Source organism: Actinomadura sp. NEAU-AAG7 (genome assembly GCF_018603865.1).
Lineage (GTDB): Bacteria > Actinomycetota > Actinomycetes > Streptosporangiales > Streptosporangiaceae > Spirillospora > Spirillospora litoris.
In genome coordinates, this window is sequence record NZ_JAHFZY010000006.1 from 440,298 (window position 1) to 458,532 (window position 18,235).

The following is an 18,235-nucleotide window of genomic DNA, read 5'->3' on the forward strand; positions in this document are numbered from 1 at the left end:
CGCGAAGGGTCAGCGCGGTGGCCACAGGGTCGGCGAGCCTCCGGATCCGTCGTCCGCCCGCCACCGCTGAGGTGATCCACGCTATTGCCGCATCCCCCTGATCGAATAGTTGAGGGATTTGCCCGGCAGGAAGGCGATGCAGATGACGCGGCGATCCCCCTTTGTCCATTCATCGCGATCCGGGTACCAGTAATCGTAGTCAAAGATGGAGTCTTTCGAAGATGTCTGGATGTATTTCCGGAAGGAATCGTCGCACCACCGGTCGGTGCGCTCGTTCACCTTCACCTCGCCAGGGTGTGATTGCCCGGAGGGCCAGATATCGCCGACGAAGTAGACTTCGGCGTCGTGGGCGGCCAAGCATGAGACCGTGTTCAGGCGGTCCGGTATTTCCTTGTTCTGCTGGTGCACTTGCGGCGCCAGCACGCATTCACCCACCGAGAAGTTGTCGTTCAGCTTCATGAACGGAGGTGGGGTGAGCGTCACGGTGGCGGTCGCGGCGGGCGAGTTCGCCGGGGCTGCGCCCTGGCCCTCGGGACGCAGCTTGAGGAGCCAGCCTGCCGCGCCCGCCAAGACCACCGAACTGATAATCGTCGTGGCCGCGGCCGCCCAGAAGATGACCCTGCCGCCATCTCGGTGGATGCGGTTGAGGGCGGCGACGGAAGCCACCAGCGCGGTCACGCTGATGATCAGGGTGACCGAGGCGATGTTCAGCTTGCCGAGGAATTTTATGATCACCGTGGAAATCAGGGTGGCCGCCACTCCGGAAAGCACCTGGGGTGAGGAGAGTTGCCTCACAAGTCGTGACGCTCCGCTGTGTCGCCCTTCACCTTCGGTGCCGTCCTCGCTCACCTGGCCACACGCACCTCGCTTGTAGGGGTCAAGCCCGCTGGCTGTGCCGTAGTGTAGCCGCGCGATGGGTGGGGAGCCTTTGAATCGTCGATTGGCTATGGATGACGCCAAGCCGCTCAGAACGATCTTCTGATGCCGACAAAGGGGATGTCCTGGGCCGGGTGCCCAATGGATGCCATGTGTTGTCATATCTGTCCGAGCCCGGCCCAATTGTCGATTAGAGGGCAATGTGTGCCCACTGTCGGGTATGGGCCCGCGACGACGACCGCGTCGTCCAGGTGCGGTTCCCCGACGGTGGGCGCGGGGTTCCTGGCGGTGAGTGTCAGGGCGCGATGCTGACCTTGGGTAGCGGTTAGTGGCGGGCTGTGATGAGCCAGGCGCGTGAGTCGAAGTACACGCCGTCGTCGGTGGCGTGGGCGGCGAGGGTGGTGCGCAGTCGCGCGCGTGCCCGACCGGTCTTCGCGGCGCCGGGGGCGGTGAGCAGGTCTTTGAGTTCCGCCAGGTGGAGCACGTTGTCGAGGGCCGTCGCGGTGTCCGGGCCGTAGTAGACGGGCTCGTGCACGTCGGTGAAGTCGACTTCCGTGAAGCCCGCTGCCGTAAGGATGCCTTTCGTGGTGGACGGGTCGGCGAGGGAGAAGGGGGCCGGGCTGGGGGTGGCGCGGATCGGGGACAACGTGGAGGCCCACTCGTTGCGGTCGCGGTCTTGCCAGACCAGCAGCACCAGGCGCGCTCCGGGTCGTAGGGCGCGCCCGATATTGGTGAACGCGGCGACCGGGTCGGCGAAGAACATCGCTCCGAACCTGCTGACGCAGAGGTCGAAGCGCGCCGGTGGGAAGCGGTGCGCCTGGGCGTCCGCCTGCTGGTAGGTGACGTTGGTCAGTCCTTGGACGTCGCTGAGCCGGCGGGCCCGTTCGAGCATTCGCGCGGAGACGTCGATGCCCAGCGCGCTGCCGTTGACGGCGGCGCGGGCGGCCTCGCGGGTGGACTGGCCCGTGCCGCAGCCGACGTCGAGCACCCGGTCGCCGGGGCCGACGCGGGCGGCGGCGCGGAAGTGCTCGTTGTGCAGGCGCAGTTCCGCGTCGTAGTCGAACAGCTCGGTGTGCTCGCCTTTCGACGTCACGGTCATCGGTGGTTCCGCTCCGCCGGGCCTTCGCGGAGGACGCCCCGTACCTCGTCCAGCGACACCGTGTCGGGATCGAACTCCGCCAACCACCAGGTGGCGCCCGCCTTGGCGAAGGGCGCCGGATCGGTCGCGGGCGGGAGGGCGACGGCGATGTCGTACGGGGCCGTGTTCCTTTGGCGGAGTTCGGTGATGGTCGCGGCGATGCCGGCGACCTGGTCCGGGTGTTCGAGGTTGATGGGGAAGAAGCCGTCGTGCCGGGCGGCGCGGCGCAGCGGTTTGGCGTTGCCGGGAAACCCCGCCGCCCACACCGGCACACCGGGCCGCTGAACCGGCCGAGGGAGGAAGGAGACCCCGTCGATGGTGTGGTGGCGGCCGTGGTGGTGCACCGGCCCGCCGGACCATGCGGCGGTGAGGATCTCCAGTGACTCGTCGAGCATCTGCCCGCGCTCGCGGTCGCTGAGTTCCTCGCCGGTCGCGCGCAGCTCGTCGGCGAAGCGGTTGCTGCCGAGTCCGACGCCCAGGGTGAGGCGGCCGCCGCTGAGCCGGTCCAGTGTCGCGGTCTCCTTGGCGACCTTCGCCGGCCTGCGGCGGGCGAGCGGCGTGACCATCGGGCCGAACCGGAGGTTCTCGGTGGCGGTCGCCACCGCGGCGAGCGTGATCCACGGGTCCGCGACCGGCTGGGCCGGGGACCGCCAGCGGATGTGGTCCCAGACGAACAGGCCGTGCCAGCCGGCCTCCTCGGCCTCGGCGGCCAGGCGCGCGACCACCGCCGGTTCGGCGAGGTCGTCGAATATCGGCAGCCACAGCGCCGAACGCAACCCGGTCATGGTCGGGCCCCTTCCGTGTCCGCGTAGCCGGTCAGCAGGTCCGCGACCGCTTCGGGTTGGCTGAGGGCGACGCAGTGGCCTGCGGCGATCTCGTCCGGGACGATGCCGAGCCGCTCCTCGACCAGCCGCCGGACGAAGTCCGGCGGGAAGGTGCGGTCCTCGGTGCACAGGACGAACCTCGTCGGCACGTCCGGCCAGGCGTCCAGCGGCCACGGAGCGGCCATCGCGGCCCTCGACGGGTGGGCGCGCTCCTTGCTCAGCGCCTCCTCGGCCAGCTTCCGCGGCACGTCCTGGTAGAAGCTGACGAACGGGTCCGGGTTGCCGGTGAGGCCGCCGTCCCGCTCGGCCTGCTCCTTGACGGCGGCGCCGCATCCGGTGTTGGACCACCATTCGTCCGGCGACTCCCCCGGGCTCGGGATCATGCCGGCGATCAGGACCAGCGCGTCGGCGGAGAGCCGATCGGCGACCAGGGGGGCGGTGAAGCCTCCGAACGAGTGGCCCACCACGACCAGGTCCCGTTTCCCGGCGACGGCCTCGATCACGGCGTCGGCGTAGTCCACCAGGGTCTTCCCGTCATCGTCGGCGGGAAGATCGGGCGCCACCACGTCGTGCCCCCGCGCCCGCAGTTCGGCCTCCACCAGGTGCCAGTACCACCCGACGTCTCCCCCACCGTGGATCAATACGAAGGTGCTCATCGAACCTTTCCTCCCATCGTTGGAATGCGGTCACTCATGAGTTCGCGTACGCCGGCCGCCCGGCGCGAACCGACGCGCAGTGGACCGGCGGACGCCGGTGCTCCTGGGCCGCGGTCCGGCAGCGCAGCGCCGGACCGAGCGCCTGCTGCCCCGCGAACAGCGCGATCCCGGTGATCGCGCACGCCACCGCCAGGGCCGGCCGTCCGGCATGGTTGAGCAGGATGGTGCCCGCCAGCGGGCCGAGCATCGCGCCGGCGCTCCAGGCGGCGGAGGCGACGCCCATGTACCTGCCGCGCAGCCCCGCCGGCGCGATGCCGGCGAACGTGGCGCCGAACATGACCGCGATGCCGATCTGCCCGAGCGTCCAGACCAGGACCGACGCCGCCTGACCCGCGACGCCGTGCACGACGGCGCCCGCACCGACGCCGGCGCCGACCATGAGCATGGAGACGGCCAGCACGGTGCTGGGGTCGCGGCCCCCGAGCAGCCGGACGGCCAGCGGCTGGCCCGCGACGATGACGATGCCGTTCAGGGCCAGCACCGCGCCGTAGGTCGCGGGGCCGTGCCCGTCCGCCGTCATGACGAGCGGGAGCGTCGCGAACGTCTGTAGGAACAGCGTGAAGTAGGCGACGTGGAGCAGCACCATGGCGATCATCAGCCGGTCGCGTACCAGCGTCGGCAGCAGCGCCTGCCGGGGCTGTCTCCGCGCCGGCGGGCGGGTCTCGGGAACCCGCCGCCAGACGATCAGCGCCGCGGCGACCGCGGCCACGGCGTTGATCCAGAACAACATCCCGTACCCGTGCTGGGCCAGGGCCCCGGCGGTGACCGTGGCCACGGAGAAGCCGAGGTTGGTCGCCCAGAACAGCACCCCGAAGGCCCGGATCCGCTGCCGTGGCGGGAGATCGGCCACCGCGGCCGATCCGGCCGGGCGGAACAGGTCCGTCATCAGCCCGACGGCGACCGCGGCCGCCCAGATCGCCGGCAGCGTGTCCGCCGAGCCGAGCGCGACGATCGCCACGGTGGTCCCGAGGAACCCCGCCAGCATGGTGTGGCGCCGGCCGATCCGGTCGCCCAGCCAGCCGCCGAGCACCTGTGAACCGATGCCCCCGACCCCGACCGCCGCCACGACGGCGCCCGCGGTCGTCGGCGACAGCCCCTGCTCCTGCGTCAGGTAGAGGACGAGGAACGACTGCACGGCCCCGCCGGCCCGGCTCACGAAATGCGTCGCCGCCAGGGCCCAGACCAGGTTCGGCAGGTCCGGCCGCACCGGAGCTCTGTGGATCGTCATGCCGATGACCCTAGGAGCGGCACTTCATTAAGAAAAGCGATTGATTCCGATCATATTGATCGCTCCTCGTTATGCTCATCGCCATGACCGACGTGGAGTTGCGCCACCTCAGGACCATGGCCGCCATCGCCGAGGAGGGGACGTTCGGACGGGCGGCGGGCCGGCTCGGCTACACCCAGTCGTCGGTGAGCCAGCAGATCGCCGCGCTGGAGAAGGCCGTCGGCGGCGCCGTCTTCGACCGTCCCGGAGGCCCCAGGCCGGTACGGATCACACCCCTCGGTGAGGTGGTCCTCGCCCACGGCCGCGACCTGCTGAGGAAGGCCGAGGCGCTGGGCGACGCCGTCGACCGCTACCGCGCGGGCCACGGCCGGATCGACATCGGCACCTTCCAGGGGGCGACCAGGCTCATCCTCCCGTCCGTCGTCCGCCGGCTGCTGAGCGAGCACCCCGGCTGCGACATCAGGCTCTCCGAGGTGGATCCGAGGAACCCGCGGATCGGGGACCTCGACCTGCTGTTCCACTACGACCGGATCGACGGCGACGTCGAGCACGTCGGGCTCGTCGACGAGCCGCACCTCCTGGTGGCCGCCTCCGGCGCGTTCCCCGAGGGCCCGGTGGGGGTCGAGCTGCTCGACGATGTCCCGATGGTCGCCTGGCCGCCCACCTCCCACCAGAAATGGCTGGAGAGGGCGCTTGCGAACGCGGGCGCCCGGCCCCGGATCGTGTTCCGGACCACCGGCCACGACACCATCGTGTCGATGGTGCGGGCGGGCATAGGCTCGGCGGTCCTGCCGTGGCTCGCCCTCTACGGCTCGGACGCCTGGTCGGACGAGCGGCTCACCGTCCACCGGTTGCGACCATCGCCCACCTGCACGTGGTACCTGTGCTGGCCCGCCGGCCGCAACCACTCACCACTCGCGGCCCGGGCCATCGACATCGCCGTCGAAGCCGCCAGGAACCTGGCCGACCAGATGTGACACCGTCCGCGAGGATCCGCCTCGGCTCGGTGGCGATCATTCTTCGTGGCCGGGAAGTGTGACGACGAAGGTGGAGTGGTCCGCCATGCGGGCGGTGCCGCCCAGACCGGTGACGAGGTCGCGGACGATCGTGAGCCCGAGCCCGGTGCCGCCGTCCGCGCGGGTGCGGGCGTCGTCGAGGCGGACGAAGCGCTCGAAGATCCGCTCGCGTTCCTCCGGCGGGACGCCCGGACCGTCGTCGGCGACGGTCAGCGTGACGCTGCCGTCGGTGGCCGCGACGGTCACCGTCACCTGTGCGCGGGCGTGCCGGGCCGCGTTGTCGAGCAGGTTGCGGACGATCCGGGCGAGTCGGGTCTCGCTCTCGCGTACGAGGGCGGGACGGGTCGTACGCGCGGTGAAGGTGGGGCCGTCGCCGGTGTGGGCGCGCTCGGCGATCTGCTCCTCGACGATGTCGGCGAGGTCCGAGGGCGTCGCCGCGGCGCGAGCGGGCGAGGCGAGCAGGAGGAGATCCTCGGCCAGGCGTTGCAGGCGGTCGGCGTCGGCCAGCGCCGTGGCGACCGTGCCGGGCCAGTCCGTTCGCTCCGGGTAGGCGAGCGCGATCTCCAGTGAGTTGCGCAGGCCCGCGAGTGGTGTCCGCAGCTCGTGGGAGGCGTCGGCGACGAAGCGTTGCTGCCGGTGGTGGGCGTGTTCGAGCCGGTCGAGGGTCTCGTTGGTGGTCCGGGCCAGGCGGGTGATCTCGTCGCCGGTGTCCGGTACGGGGACGCGCTGGTCGAGCGCGCGGGCGCTGACGTCCGCCATCTTCACCCGGATCGCCTCCACCGGCCGCAGGGCCCGGCCGGTGACGAACCAGGCGATCAGGCCGACGAACGGTACGGCGAGCGGCAGCCCCCAGCCGAGCAGGCGATCGACCGTGGCGACGGCCGTCTCGGTGTCGGACGCCGAGACGAGCACGTACACCGTCAGGCGCTGCGCGGGTTGCCCGCCGCCGCCGGTCAGCTTCTCGATCCGGTCGGCGGGCAGCACGTCGGTGGTGCCGACGACGAACCGGCCCTTCCCTCGGACTGTACGGACGCTCCACCCGACCCTTGGAGGGAATCCAGGTAGCGGCCGGTCGAGATCGCCGTCGAAGGCCGTACCGCCCGTCATCACGCATCGCCCATCGGTGCGGACGACGGCGAACGAGGAGTCGGTGCCGCGCGGTCCGGCCCCTGATTCGAGGGCGGAGGCCACCGAGAAGGCGTCGCGCGTCGCCGCCTCTCGTGCCGCGCTCATCCACTGGTCCTCGATGGCGTCGCGGACCCACCAGCCGCCGGCGCCGAAGACGACGGCGGCGGCGAGCGCCGCGCCCAGCGCGGCTCGTGCCCGCACCGATCCGAGCCGCCTAGGCATGGGTCGTCACCAGCCGGTACCCCGCCCCGCGCACGGTCTGGATCGCGGCCGGGCCGGACGGAAGTTTGCGGCGCAGGGTGCGGACGTAGACCTCGACGATGTTCACATCGCCGTCGAAGGCGTGGTCCCAGACCTCGTCGATGATGTCGATCTTCGTGACCACCTCGTCGGGGCGGCGGGCCAGGCACTCCAGCACCGCGAACTCCTTCGCGGTGAGCCGTATCTCGGTCACGCCGTGGTGGCACCGGCGGGCGGCCGGGTCGAGCCGCAGGTCTCCGGCGGTCAGGACCGACGGACGGGTCGCGCCGCCGCGGCGCAGCAGCGCGCGCAGCCGGGCGATGAGGACGACGTAGGAGAACGGCTTGCTGATGTAGTCATCGGCGCCCGTGTCGAGCGCCTCCGCCTCGTCGTACTCGCCGTTCTTGGCGGTCAGCATGAGGATCGGCACCGTGCTGCCGCTCCGGCGCAGCCGCTCGCAGACGGCGAAGCCGTTGAGCCCGGGCAGCATGATGTCCAGGACGACCACGGCATAGGGGTGGGCAAGGGCACGGCTCAGCCCCTCCTGACCGTTATGGGAGACGTCGACCCCGTACCCTTCGGCTCGCAGGCCGCGGGCCAGCGTGGTCGTCAGTCGTTCGTTGTCCTCCACCAGCAGCAATCGCATCGGGTCATAATGGCAGCACGGCGCCGCGCGATCCTGAAATCGGCTTCAGGTTGCTTCAGCCGGCATTCAGCGCCGGTCAGCCTGCTCGCCGCCTATTCCGCGCTTTCGGTGAACCGCCACCGCCAGATGCGGAGCACCGGATATGACATCGGAATATTCGAGCAGTCGATCCGCTCGTGAAGGGGTCTTTTCAACCGCTGGGCGACCATTTCCGTCCGGTTCCGGTCTTCGCCGCGCCGTTTCTACCGGTCAGTGATCGTCAGCCTGCCCTCGCTGGGCTACGGCGTGGTGGCGCAGGCCACCGGATCATCTGACCGCGGCGCGGACGGCGGTGAGGGCATGGAGCGCTTCGTCGGGCTCGTCGGCGAAGAAGCGAATCGTCCGTGCCCGGTCTCGCCCGCCGAGGGGCCGGGTGACGGAGATCGGTTCGCTCAACTGAATGACGATATTGGTCTGGGACCCGGTCGCCAGGGCGAAGGTACCGTCATGAAGCAGGAAGTGCTTGTCCTCGTTGAAGTTCCGCACCCGGTGGGCCGAAATGATCAGGTCGCGGGGGATCCGCAGGTCCACGAATCCTCCCCACCGGACCCTCACCTCGTCCTCCGAGATCACGTGGGGGCGGGTGACGCCGGACGCCGCGATGGCCAGGCCGATCAGAATGCCGTACAGATCGACGGCGAGGACGGCGTTGCGCAGCGGCGCGGGCGCGCCGACGCCGCGCAGCAGGAACTCGCAGGCGACCGCCTCGACCACCATCGCGAACATGAACATCAGCATCAACATGTTCTGCTCGCGGTGATAGGAGACCGCCTTGGCCCCGTCCGGGACGCCGTGTTCACGACGGGCGGCGAACAGGGCCAGGCTGACCATTCCCTTGGTGTCGAACCCGATGATCCGGCGGACCTTCAGCGGCACGAGTTCCTCGTAGGCCGTGCGCAGTGCCGCGCGGCGGCTCAGGCCGGTGCGGCGATGGGCCCGCCACAGCCGGACGGCGACGGCCGCCTCCACGACGAACAGCACGGACACCGCCGCCTCGGCCACCGCGACGACGGACTCGGGAGGTCGGACGCCCGACGCCGGAAGGATCAAGGCGACGGCCTCGGCCGGGACGACGATGAACAGCGCGGCACGGGCCAGGCGCACCATCAGAGCGTCCCCTTCAGGATGCGGGACAAGATCCTGAACACCTCGGCCTGCGCCGGCGGGAGCTCCTCCAGCAACGCCCACATCCGGGGCTCGTCGGCGGGGTTGCCGGCCATGAGCCGGGCCATCGGCTCGGGCAGGTGGGCCGCCAGGTCGCGGGCCAGGGTCTCGGTCCGGGGATCGTCCGCGGGCGCGTCCTCAAGCTCGTCGAGCCGGGCGTAGAGCGCGTGGCTGCGCGCGGCCACCTCGGGATCGGTGAGCGGCGCCAGCACCGCGAGGAACCGTTGCCGCTCCTCCTCCGCGCCGAGGCTCGCCACCAGTGTCAGCATCTCCCGGTCCAGGCCGGCGAACCGGGAGTCACCCGGCGCCGCGCTCTTCAAAACGGCGGCGGCCTGGGCGGGCACCGTCGAGTCGGCGTCCAGATCGGTCCGGGTCAGCAGCTCGGCCAGCCGCTCCCGCCGCTCGCGCAGCGCTTCCTGCTGGCGCGCCAGATCCGCGTCCAGCTCCAGGAGCACCTCGCGCAGCTCACGCCCCCGGCCGTCGGCCAGGACGTCCCTGACCTCCCCGAGCGAGAGCCCGAGCTCGGTCAGCCGCCGCACCCGCGCGAGCACGACCGCGTCCCGCAACCGGTACTCCCGGTACCCGTTGGCCAGCCGTTCCGGCTCGGGCAGCACCCCGAGATGGTGATAGTGCCGCACCGCACGCGTCGAGACCCCGACCAGCGCGGCAAGCTCTCCGATCCGCATGCCCCCATTACGGACCCTGACGCTACGTCAAGGTCAAGCGGCTCGGCGATCTCTCCCCCAGGAGCCCGCGACCGCGAGAACCCCGTTACCGCCTGCCCGCTCTCCGCAGTCCCTACCGTTGTCAAACCGCGCCAGCAGATTCGATAGTCGCTCGGGCGCCTCGCCGGGCGCGACCACTCGGTCAGCTCGAACGTGCGGCGCGGACGTCTCCGTCCTCCTCACAGGTGAGGGTGCACGGTGGCGACCTGCCTACCGGGGAGCCGGTGAACTTCAGGTCGATGCGTCCGGCACCGTCCGTCCCTCCGAGATCGGAGTCCCCTGACCAAGCACTGCACCTGCTGCGCCGTCCGTCGGGCCATCGGATCATCACTCAAGGCCGGAACGCGGCACCGACCGGCCGCGCCGGCAAGAGGCGATCATCCATAGCGCCAGGTCAGAGCCGAGCGGCGTTGTTTGTTCGGGATCTGGGTCGGGCATGAGGGGGGTGGTTCTTCGGCACGTCCGTGTCCGCCCCGGTGTGCCCGACCGAGCCGATCTCGATCCTGGGGTGTCTGCCGTGTCCGAGTCTTCCGCCTCCGGCATGTCCCGCCGAAGTGCGCTGCGCTCCCTGGCCGGGTGCGGCGCGCTCGTGGCCGGGGTCGCCGCCTGCTCCGGGAGCGGCGATCAGGCGGTCGGCCCCTCGACGGCCACGGCCGGGCTGCGGCTCGGCGCCGAATGGGAACCGCAGGCCCGTACCTTCATGTGCTGGCCCACTTCTGACATCTGGGGAGGGCAGGCGGGTGCCGTGCAGGGCGACATCGCCGCCCTGGCACGCACGATCGGCGGCTATCAGCCGGTGGTCATGATGGCCAGGCCGGAACTGGCCGACGCGGCGCAGCGGGCCTGCGGCGACGACGTCGAGGTGGTGCCGATCCCCGCCGATGACCTGTGGGCCCGCGACACGGTGCCGGTCTTCGTCGAGCGGAACCGCTCCCTGGCCGGTGTGGATCTCAACTTCAACGGATGGGGCGGCAAGCAGGAGCCCCACGACCAGGACGCGCGCGTCGCCCGCGCGGTCCTGGCGAAGTACGAGATCCCGCGGGTGGCGACCTGGCTGGTGAGCGAGGGCGGCGCGCTGGAGACCGACGGGCAGGGGACGCTGCTGGTGACCGAGAGCTCCCTGGTCAACCGCAACCGCAACCCCGGCAAGACCCGGCAGCAGATCGAGGACGAGCTCAAGCGGACGCTGGGCGTTACCAAGGTCATCTGGTTCGCCGGGGTCGCCGGCAAGGACATCACTGACGCCCACATCGACTGCCTGGTCCGTTTCACCGCACCCGGGGTCGTCCTTCTGGACCGGCCCGCACCCGGCGCCGAGCCGGACGTATGGTCGCGCGCCTCCGCTCAGGCCAAGCAGGTGCTGGCCGACGCCACCGACGCCCGCGGCAGGAAATTGAAGGTCATCGAGCTGCCCCAGCCCGACCCTGACAAGATCACCGGCCGGGGCGAGGAATTCTTGTCCTCCTACGCCAACTTCTCCATCGCCAACAAGGTCGTCCTTCTGCCCAGGTTCGGCGACGCCGCCGCCGACGACCACGCCCGGCAGATCCTGGCCGAGCAGTACCCCGGCCGCGAGATCCGCCAACTGAGGATCGACAACATCGCCGCCGGAGGCGGTGGCATCCACTGCGCCACCCACGACCAGCCCCGGGCCGCGACCGGATAAGGCGCTTCGAGGCTACCCACCTACCGGCCAGCAGGGTGTTCGCCACGGCCACGGGCACGTGGCCCTACCGCGCGCAGGCCCGGACCGTGGACTCTCGGCACACTGCGAGCGGCAGCGCCGACCGCCGACCGGACCGACATCGAGGCCACGCTGCTGAGGATGTACGCCGCCGTCCGCACCCACATCGTGCTGACCGACTCCGCGACCCGCGGTCACGGCCTGGCCATGCCTGCTTGGTGGCGATCGGACGGCCCAGGCTCAGGCGGTGCGGGCGATCGTCGTCTCGATGCCGTCCAGGACCAGGGCCAGGCCGCCCTCGAACGCCTCGCGGGACGCCAGTTCCAGGTAGGTGGCGAGTTCGCCGTCCGGGGTGTACGGGGGGCTCTCGGCTTCGAGCCGCGCCAACGCGGGGTAGCGGTGCGCGAAGTCCGGAGCGACCTCCACCAGGACGTCGGTGCGCGCGTACCACCAGTCCGCCTCCGACGTCCCGCTCGCGCCGACCACCTGCCGCGACTCGGTGAGCGTCTGGGCCGAGCCGCGCACCACCTGCGACAGCGCCGCCACCGCGCGCCGCGTGTCACGGGCGCCGAGCCCGGTGCCGGACAGGACCCCGAGCAGTGTCTCCAGCGCGCGGTACTCGTTCGGGCCGAGCACCGGCCTGGCCTGCGAGACCTGGAGCATCCACGGGTGGCGCAGGTAGAACGCCCAGGAGTCCTCCGCCCAGGCCATGACCGCCGGACGCCAGCCCGCCGAAATGTCGTAGGCGTCCGGTAGTTCTGCGAGGGCACGGTCGTACATCAGGTCGACCAGCTCGCTCTTACCCGGGACGTAGGTGTAGAGGGCCATGGCGGTGCGGCCGAGGCGCTCCCCCACCGCGCGCATCGACAGCGCCGCCATGCCCTCGGCGTCGGCGGCGGCGATCGCCGCCGCCACGATGACGTCCACGCTCAGACCGGGTCTCGGGCCGGGACGCGGCGGACCGGACCCCGCGTCCGGACGCCACAGCAGGTCCATCGTGCGGCGCGCGTCGCCCTGCCCGGCGAAGACGACCAAAGTACGACTCCTTATGGCATAAACTGATCCGACACACCCAACTCCTTACAGCCTAAGCTTATCAAGCCGAAGGAAGATGATGACCCAGCCGACGTCCCGGACGGCCGCCGACAGCCACGATGTCATCGAGGTCCGCGGCGCCAGGGAGAACAACCTCGCCGACGTCAGCCTGGACGTCCCGAAGCGGCGCCTCACCGTGTTCACGGGGGTCTCCGGCTCGGGCAAGTCGTCGCTGGTGTTCGGCACGATCGCGGCCGAGTCGCAGCGGATGATCAACGAGACCTACACCGCGTTCGTCCAGTCGTTCATGCCGACGCTCGGCCGTCCCGACGTCGACGGGCTGCGCAACCTCAGCGCCGCGATCATCGTCGACCAGGAGCGGATGGGCGCCAACGCGCGCTCCACGGTCGGGACGGCGACCGACGCGCACACGATGCTGCGGATCGTGTTCAGCCGCCTCGGCGACCCCCACGTCGGCACCTCCAGCGCGTTCAGCTTCAACAACGCCGAGGGCATGTGCCCCGAGTGCGAGGGCCTCGGCCGGGCCACCCAGATCGACGTCGAGGAGCTGGTCGACCGCGACCGCTCGCTCAACGAGGGCGCCGTGACCGTCCCGAACTTCGCGGTCGACTCCTGGTACTGGAAGGTCCTCGCCGGGTCCGGTTTCGTCGACCCCGACGTCAAGCTGCGCGACTACACCGAGCAGCAGTGGGAGGACTTCCTCCGCAAGCCCGCCACGAAGGTCAAGAGCGGCGGCCTCAACACCACCTACGAGGGCCTGCTCGTCAAGGTGCAGCGGCTCTACCTGAGCAAGGACAAGGAGTCCCTCCAGCCGCACATCCGCGCGTTCGTCGACCGCGCCGTCACCTTCAGCACGTGCCGGGCCTGCGAGGGCACGCGGCTCGCCCCGGCGGCGCTGTCGAGCCGGATCCGCGGCCGCAACATCGCCGAGTGCTCGGCCATGCAGATCAGCGACCTCGCCGCGTTCGTCCGCGAGATCGACGACCCCTCCGTCGCGCCGGTGCTGGCGGCGCTGCGCGACATTTTGGAGGCCCTCGTCGAGATCGGTCTCGGCTACCTCAGCCTGGACCGCGAGTCCACGAGCCTGTCGGGCGGCGAGTCGCAGCGGGTGAAGATGGTCCGGCACCTGGGGTCCAGCCTCACCGACGTCACCTACGTCTTCGACGAGCCGACGGTCGGCCTGCACCCGCACGACATCCGCCGGATGAACGACCTGCTGCTGCGGCTGCGCGACAAGGGCAACACGGTCCTGGTCGTCGAGCACAAGCCCGAGACCATCGAGATCGCCGACCATGTCGTCGACCTCGGGCCCGGCGCGGGCGCGGCGGGCGGGCGGGTGTGCTTCACCGGCGACGTCGCGGGGCTCCGCGCGTCCGGCACCCTCACCGGACGCCACCTCGACCACCGCGCCCGGCTGCGCGAGGACGTCCGCGAGCCCACCGGCCACCTGTCCATCACCGGCGCGAACCAGCACAACCTCAAGGACGTGGACGTCGACATCCCGCTCGGCGTCCTCACCGTGGTGACGGGCGTCGCCGGGTCGGGCAAGAGCTCGCTGATCCACGGGTCGCTGCCCGGACGCGACGGGGTCGTGGTTGTCGACCAGTCCGCGATCCGCGGCTCGCGGCGCAGCAACCCGGCGACCTACACCGGCCTGCTCGACCCGGTCCGCACCGCGTTCGCCAAGGCCAACGGCGTGAAGCCGGCCCTTTTCAGCGCGAACTCGGCGGGCGCCTGCCCCACCTGCAAGGGCATCGGCGTCACCTACACCGACCTGGCGATGATGGCCGGGGTCGCCTCGGTGTGCGAGGAGTGCGACGGCAAGCGCTACACGCCCGAGGTGCTCACCTACAAGCTGCGCGGCAAGGACATCAGCGAGGTGCTGGCGATGCCGGTCGCCGAGGCCCGCGAGTTCTTCACCACCGGCCAGGCCCGCGCCGTCCTGGACCGCCTCGCCGACGTCGGCCTCGGCTACCTCGGGCTCGGGCAGCCGCTCAACACGCTGTCGGGCGGCGAGCGGCAGCGGCTCAAGCTGGCCATCCACATGGCGGAGAAGGCCGCCACCTACGTGCTGGACGAGCCGACCACCGGCCTGCACCTGGCCGACGTCGACCAGCTCCTCGCCCTGCTCGACCGGCTGGTGGACGCCGGGAACACCGTCGTCGTCATCGAGCACCACCAGGCCGTCATGGCGCACGCGGACTGGATCATCGACCTCGGGCCGGGCGCGGGCCATGACGGCGGCGAGATCGTCTTCACCGGGACGCCCGCCGAGCTGGTGGCCAAGAGCGACTCGCTCACCGCCCGCCACCTGCGCGAGTACGTCGCCTGACCCGGGCGCCGACCGGCGGCCTGGCTCGGCTCAGACGAGCCAGGCGCCCTCGCGCATGAGGTCGCGGTCCTTCAGCTCGTTGACCTCCCGCCACGCCTGGATCCGCCGAGGGGCGACGCGGAAGTACAGGTAGGGGGTGCTGAGGTCGCGCGGGTCGAAGCCGGTCTTGGCGGCGAACGCGTCGCCGACGCCTTCGGGCAGCTCGGCGGCGGCGAGCGGCTCCGCGACGCCCTCGATGAGGACGACGTCGCGGGTCGGCCCGAGCCCGAGGCGCACCCGGCCGGTGGCCCTCAGGTTCCGCCCGGTCGGGCTTTCGGCCGGGGTCGCGATCAGCACGGTCGAGCCGTCCCACAGGAACGACAGCGGCACCAGGTACGGGGTGCCGCCCGCCGGGTCCGCCGTGCTGACCCAGGTGTCGACATCGTGGTCGAGCCGGTGCAGGGTGTCACGCTTGCGCTGGTCGTTCGTCCGTGCGGGCGGGGTCATCTGCGTCGTCCTCCTGGTCAGCGGTGTGATCCACAAAGGATGCACCGTCGCGGACCGTGCTCGCGACGGGGCCCCCGCCGATGGCCGACCGCCGGACGGCGTGGACGGCGCGGCCCACGGCGGGGATCTGGTCGGCCTCCGGGTGGTGGACCAGGTACAGGCGCCGGGGGCGCAGCCCCGCCACGGCCGCGACGGTGACCTCGGGATGCCGGAACGCTCCGAGCGCGAGGTGCGGCAGCAGCCCGACCCCGAGCCCCCGGGCGATCAACGCCTGGGTGACCACGTAGTCGTCGGTGCTGTGCCGGACGTCCGGCACGAAACCGGCGTCCTCGCACGCGCGGAGCAGGTGGGCGGTGCAGCGCTCGCACCCCGAGATCCACCGCTCCCCCGCGAACGACCGCAGACCCACCTCGGAGGGAAGATCGGCGGCCTGCGGGTGCGAGTCCGGCAGGACGAGCCGGAGCGGATCCTCCCCGATCGGTGTCTGCTCCAGCCCGGCCGGGCCGACCGGCTCGTGGCCCTCGTGGGCGAAGACGATGGCGAGGTCGACCTGCCCGTCCATGAGCAGGTCGAGCGCCTCCGGCGGCTCCGCCTGGCGCAGCCGGACGTCGATGCCGGGGTGGGTCCGGTGCAACAGGCTCATCGCGGCGGGGACGAGGGTGGCGCCGGCCGAGGGGAAGGCGGCGAGCCGCACCGTCCCCGCGCGCAGTCCGGCCAGCGCGCCGAGTTCGTCGTCGGCGGCGTGCAGCCGCGCGGCGATGGCCTCGGCGTGGCGCAGCAGCACCCCGCCCGCCTCGGTGAGCTGGACGCCCCGGGGGCAGCGCACCACCAGCGGCAGACCCGCCTGCCGCTCCAGCGCCCGAAGGTGCTGGCTGACGGCGGGCTGCGTCCAGCCGAGCGACCGGGCCGCACCCGCGATCGACCCGCACCGCGCGATCTCGCGGAAGACGAGGAGCCGCCGGACGTCCATGGGACATAAGTATCCCTTGGGGGTCGGCCAAGAACCTCACGTCTACCGGATGGTCGGGCGGTCGCCGCACGATGGGGGCATGCGGACCATCGGCCTGATCGGCGGGATGAGCTGGGAGTCGTCGGCGGAGTACTACCGCCTGCTCAACGAGGAGGCGCGGCGGCGGCTCGGCGGCCACCACTGCGCCCGGAGCGTGCTGCTCACCGTGGACTTCGCGGAGATCGAGGCGCTGCAGCGCGCCGGCGACTGGGACACCGCCGGGGCGATCCTCACCGGGGCGGCCAGGAACCTGGAGCGCGCGGGGGCCGCGATGGTGCTGCTGTGCACCAACACGATGCACCGGGTCGCCGGGACGATCGAGGACGGTATCGGCGTGCCGTTCCTGCACATCGTCGACAGCACCGCCGACCGGATCCTCGCGTCCGGGCTGAAGACCGTTGGGCTCCTCGGCACCAGGTTCACGATGGAGATGGACTTCTACCGCTCCCGCATGCGCGAACGCGGCGTGGAGGTCCTGGTCCCGGACGAGGACGGCCGCGAGCTGGCGCACCGGGTGATCTACGAGGAACTGACCATGAACCGGGTGGAGGACTCTTCCCGCGCCGCGTTCCGCCGGGTCATCGCCGACCTCGCTCGGCGCGGCGCCGCCGGGGTCGTCCTCGGCTGCACCGAGATCACGCTGCTCATCGGGCCGGAGGACAGCCCGGTCCCCGTCTTCGACTCGACACGCATCCACGTCCAGCACGCGTTCGACACGGCCTGCCGGACGGGTGGCTGAGGCCATCAGGTCGGTGAACGTCCTATTGGGGCGGCAGGATGGGGGTATGCGTGATCCCTCCGGGCGGCTGCTGCGGCTGCTGTCCCTGCTCCAGGCCCCGCGCGAGTGGCCCGGCACCGAGCTGGCCGAGCGGCTGGCCGTCACCCCCCGCACGATCAGGCGGGACGTGGAACGGCTGCGCGAGCTGGGCTATCCCGTCCACGCCACGCACGGCAGCACCGGCGGCTACCGCCTCACCGCCGGGACGGCGATGCCGCCGCTGCTGCTGGACGACGAGGAGGCCGTCGCCGTCGCGCTCGGCCTGCGCACCGCCACCGCGATCGCCGCCACCGGGATCGAGGAGACCTCCCTGCGGGCCCTGGCCAAGCTGGAGCAGGTCCTCCCGCACCGCCTGCGGCACCGTGTGGCCTCGCTGTCGCGGGCCTCCGTCGCCCTCCCGATGCGGGACGGCGCCGCGCCGATCGACCCCGACCTCCTCGCCACCCTCGCCGCCGCCTGCGTGGCGCACGAGCGGATCCGGTTCGCCTACACCCGCGCCGACGGCACCCGGGGACGGCGCCTGGCGCAGCCCCACCGGCTGGTGGCGGCGGGCCGCCGCTGGTACCTGGTCGCCTTCGACGAGGACCGCGAGGACTGGCGGACGTTCCGCGTCGACCGGATCGGCGAGCCTCAGCGCACCGGAGTCCGCGCCGCGCCGCGCGGGCTTCCCGGCGGCCTGGACGCGGCGTCCTGGGCGATGGACTCGCTGGCCGGGGGCTCCGGCACGATCCGCGCCCGGCTGCGGCTGCACGTGTCCGCCGAAGAGGCGGCCGAGCACGTCACCGCGTGGAACGGGTTCCTGGAGCCGGTCGACGACCGGTCGTGCCTGCTGCACTCCCGGTCGGACTCGCTGTGGTTCCTCGCTTCGCGGATCGCCCTGCTGACCGTCGACTACACCCTGCTCGACCCGCCGGAGCTGGCCCCGCACCTCGCCGCCATCGCGGGCCGCGCGGCCCGCGCCGTCGAGGCGTTCACGGAACCGCCGGGGCCGCCATGACAAATGTCATCGGAAAGCGATGGGCGATCTCACTGTTCGCGACGTCCCCGCCGCGAACACGATGGTGGCATGAACGTGATCGCCGGTGAAACCGGCCGGACGCAGGCATTCGAAGAATTTCGCACCGTCAAGATTCTCGCGGACGCCTACATG

General features: G+C 71.4%; 18 protein-coding genes. 6 read left to right on the forward strand and 12 right to left on the reverse strand.

All coding sequences use genetic code 11. The features are described from left to right. Positions 1–81: 81 nt before the first annotated feature. The 5 genes from KLI87_RS41665 to KLI87_RS28420 all read right to left on the reverse strand — a co-directional run bounded on the left by KLI87_RS41665 (position 82) and on the right by KLI87_RS28420 (position 4,782). Positions 82–849 (reverse strand): septum formation family protein, encoded by a 768-nt coding sequence (locus tag KLI87_RS41665; RefSeq protein ID WP_214619383.1) that lies wholly within the window; start codon positions 847–849, stop codon positions 82–84. A 352-nt stretch (positions 850–1,201) separates the two neighbouring features. After that, a complete protein-coding gene (locus KLI87_RS28405; RefSeq protein WP_214619384.1) occupies positions 1,202–1,975 on the reverse strand; it encodes a class I SAM-dependent methyltransferase in 774 nt (257 codons plus the stop codon). Further along, positions 1,972–2,799, reverse strand: coding sequence for an LLM class flavin-dependent oxidoreductase (locus KLI87_RS28410; protein ID WP_214619385.1), 828 nt, complete (start codon positions 2,797–2,799; stop codon positions 1,972–1,974). The genes KLI87_RS28405 and KLI87_RS28410 overlap by 4 nt, the downstream gene beginning before the upstream one ends. Next, positions 2,796–3,494 carry an alpha/beta fold hydrolase gene (locus tag KLI87_RS28415; RefSeq protein ID WP_214619386.1) on the reverse strand — a complete coding sequence of 233 codons (699 nt, stop codon included), beginning with the start codon at positions 3,492–3,494 and terminating at the stop codon, positions 2,796–2,798. The genes KLI87_RS28410 and KLI87_RS28415 overlap by 4 nt, the downstream gene beginning before the upstream one ends. A gap of 34 nt (positions 3,495–3,528) precedes the next feature. Next, a complete protein-coding gene (locus tag KLI87_RS28420; RefSeq protein ID WP_214619387.1) occupies positions 3,529–4,782 on the reverse strand; it encodes an MFS transporter in 1,254 nt (417 codons plus the stop codon). An 83-nt stretch (positions 4,783–4,865) separates the two neighbouring features. Between KLI87_RS28420 and KLI87_RS28425 the strand changes: the two genes are divergently transcribed. Further along, complete coding sequence (locus KLI87_RS28425; RefSeq protein ID WP_156216497.1) at positions 4,866–5,759, forward strand: LysR family transcriptional regulator; 894 nt, start codon at positions 4,866–4,868, stop codon at positions 5,757–5,759. A 36-nt stretch (positions 5,760–5,795) separates the two neighbouring features. Here the strand turns inward: KLI87_RS28425 and KLI87_RS28430 are convergent, their stop codons facing one another. Further along, positions 5,796–7,148, reverse strand: a complete 1,353-nt coding sequence (locus tag KLI87_RS28430) for a cell wall metabolism sensor histidine kinase WalK (RefSeq protein ID WP_214619388.1) — start codon at positions 7,146–7,148, stop codon at positions 5,796–5,798. Further along, positions 7,141–7,812, reverse strand: a complete 672-nt coding sequence (locus tag KLI87_RS28435; RefSeq protein WP_156216495.1) for a response regulator transcription factor — start codon at positions 7,810–7,812, stop codon at positions 7,141–7,143. Before KLI87_RS28435 ends, KLI87_RS28430 begins: the two co-directional genes overlap by 8 nt. 9 nt (positions 7,813–7,821) lie before the next feature. On the opposite strand from KLI87_RS28435, the gene KLI87_RS28440 reads away from it, so the two are divergent. Further along, a complete protein-coding gene (locus KLI87_RS28440) occupies positions 7,822–7,992 on the forward strand; it encodes a hypothetical protein (protein ID WP_214619389.1) in 171 nt (56 codons plus the stop codon). A 126-nt stretch (positions 7,993–8,118) separates the two neighbouring features. Here the strand turns inward: KLI87_RS28440 and KLI87_RS28445 are convergent, their stop codons facing one another. Next, the gene (locus KLI87_RS28445; RefSeq protein WP_214619390.1) at positions 8,119–8,958 is read right to left on the reverse strand and encodes a hypothetical protein; all 840 of its coding nucleotides are present in this window, start codon (positions 8,956–8,958) and stop codon (positions 8,119–8,121) included. Further along, entirely contained in the window at positions 8,958–9,701 is a 744-nt protein-coding gene (locus tag KLI87_RS28450) for a MerR family transcriptional regulator (protein ID WP_214619391.1), read from the reverse strand. Before KLI87_RS28450 ends, KLI87_RS28445 begins: the two co-directional genes overlap by 1 nt. A gap of 556 nt (positions 9,702–10,257) precedes the next feature. On the opposite strand from KLI87_RS28450, the gene KLI87_RS28455 reads away from it, so the two are divergent. Continuing rightward, on the forward strand, positions 10,258–11,406 hold the full coding sequence (locus tag KLI87_RS28455; RefSeq protein WP_214619392.1) for an agmatine/peptidylarginine deiminase: 1,149 nt from the start codon (positions 10,258–10,260) through the stop codon (positions 11,404–11,406). Between the two features lie 258 nt (positions 11,407–11,664). Here KLI87_RS28455 and KLI87_RS28460 read toward each other — a convergent pair whose 3' ends face one another. After that, positions 11,665–12,459: a TetR/AcrR family transcriptional regulator C-terminal domain-containing protein gene (locus KLI87_RS28460; RefSeq protein ID WP_156216491.1), complete on the reverse strand. Its 795-nt coding sequence runs from the start codon at positions 12,457–12,459 to the stop codon at positions 11,665–11,667. 76 nt (positions 12,460–12,535) lie between these two features. Here KLI87_RS28460 and KLI87_RS28465 point away from each other — a divergent pair, with 76 nt between their 5' ends. Further along, positions 12,536–14,812 (forward strand): excinuclease ABC subunit UvrA, encoded by a 2,277-nt coding sequence (locus tag KLI87_RS28465; RefSeq protein WP_214619393.1) that lies wholly within the window; start codon positions 12,536–12,538, stop codon positions 14,810–14,812. 30 nt (positions 14,813–14,842) lie between these two features. Here KLI87_RS28465 and KLI87_RS28470 read toward each other — a convergent pair whose 3' ends face one another. Then, positions 14,843–15,298 carry a pyridoxamine 5'-phosphate oxidase family protein gene (locus KLI87_RS28470; RefSeq protein WP_214619394.1) on the reverse strand — a complete coding sequence of 152 codons (456 nt, stop codon included), beginning with the start codon at positions 15,296–15,298 and terminating at the stop codon, positions 14,843–14,845. After that, the gene (locus KLI87_RS28475; RefSeq protein WP_214619395.1) at positions 15,258–16,268 is read right to left on the reverse strand and encodes a LysR substrate-binding domain-containing protein; all 1,011 of its coding nucleotides are present in this window, start codon (positions 16,266–16,268) and stop codon (positions 15,258–15,260) included. Before KLI87_RS28475 ends, KLI87_RS28470 begins: the two co-directional genes overlap by 41 nt. Before the next feature lie 79 nt (positions 16,269–16,347). Between KLI87_RS28475 and KLI87_RS28480 the strand changes: the two genes are divergently transcribed. Beyond that, entirely contained in the window at positions 16,348–17,046 is a 699-nt protein-coding gene (locus tag KLI87_RS28480; protein ID WP_214619396.1) for an aspartate/glutamate racemase family protein, read from the forward strand. Positions 17,047–17,092: 46 nt separating this feature from the next. After that, the gene (locus KLI87_RS28485; protein WP_214619397.1) at positions 17,093–18,082 is read left to right on the forward strand and encodes a YafY family protein; all 990 of its coding nucleotides are present in this window, start codon (positions 17,093–17,095) and stop codon (positions 18,080–18,082) included. Positions 18,083–18,235 lie beyond the last annotated feature (153 nt).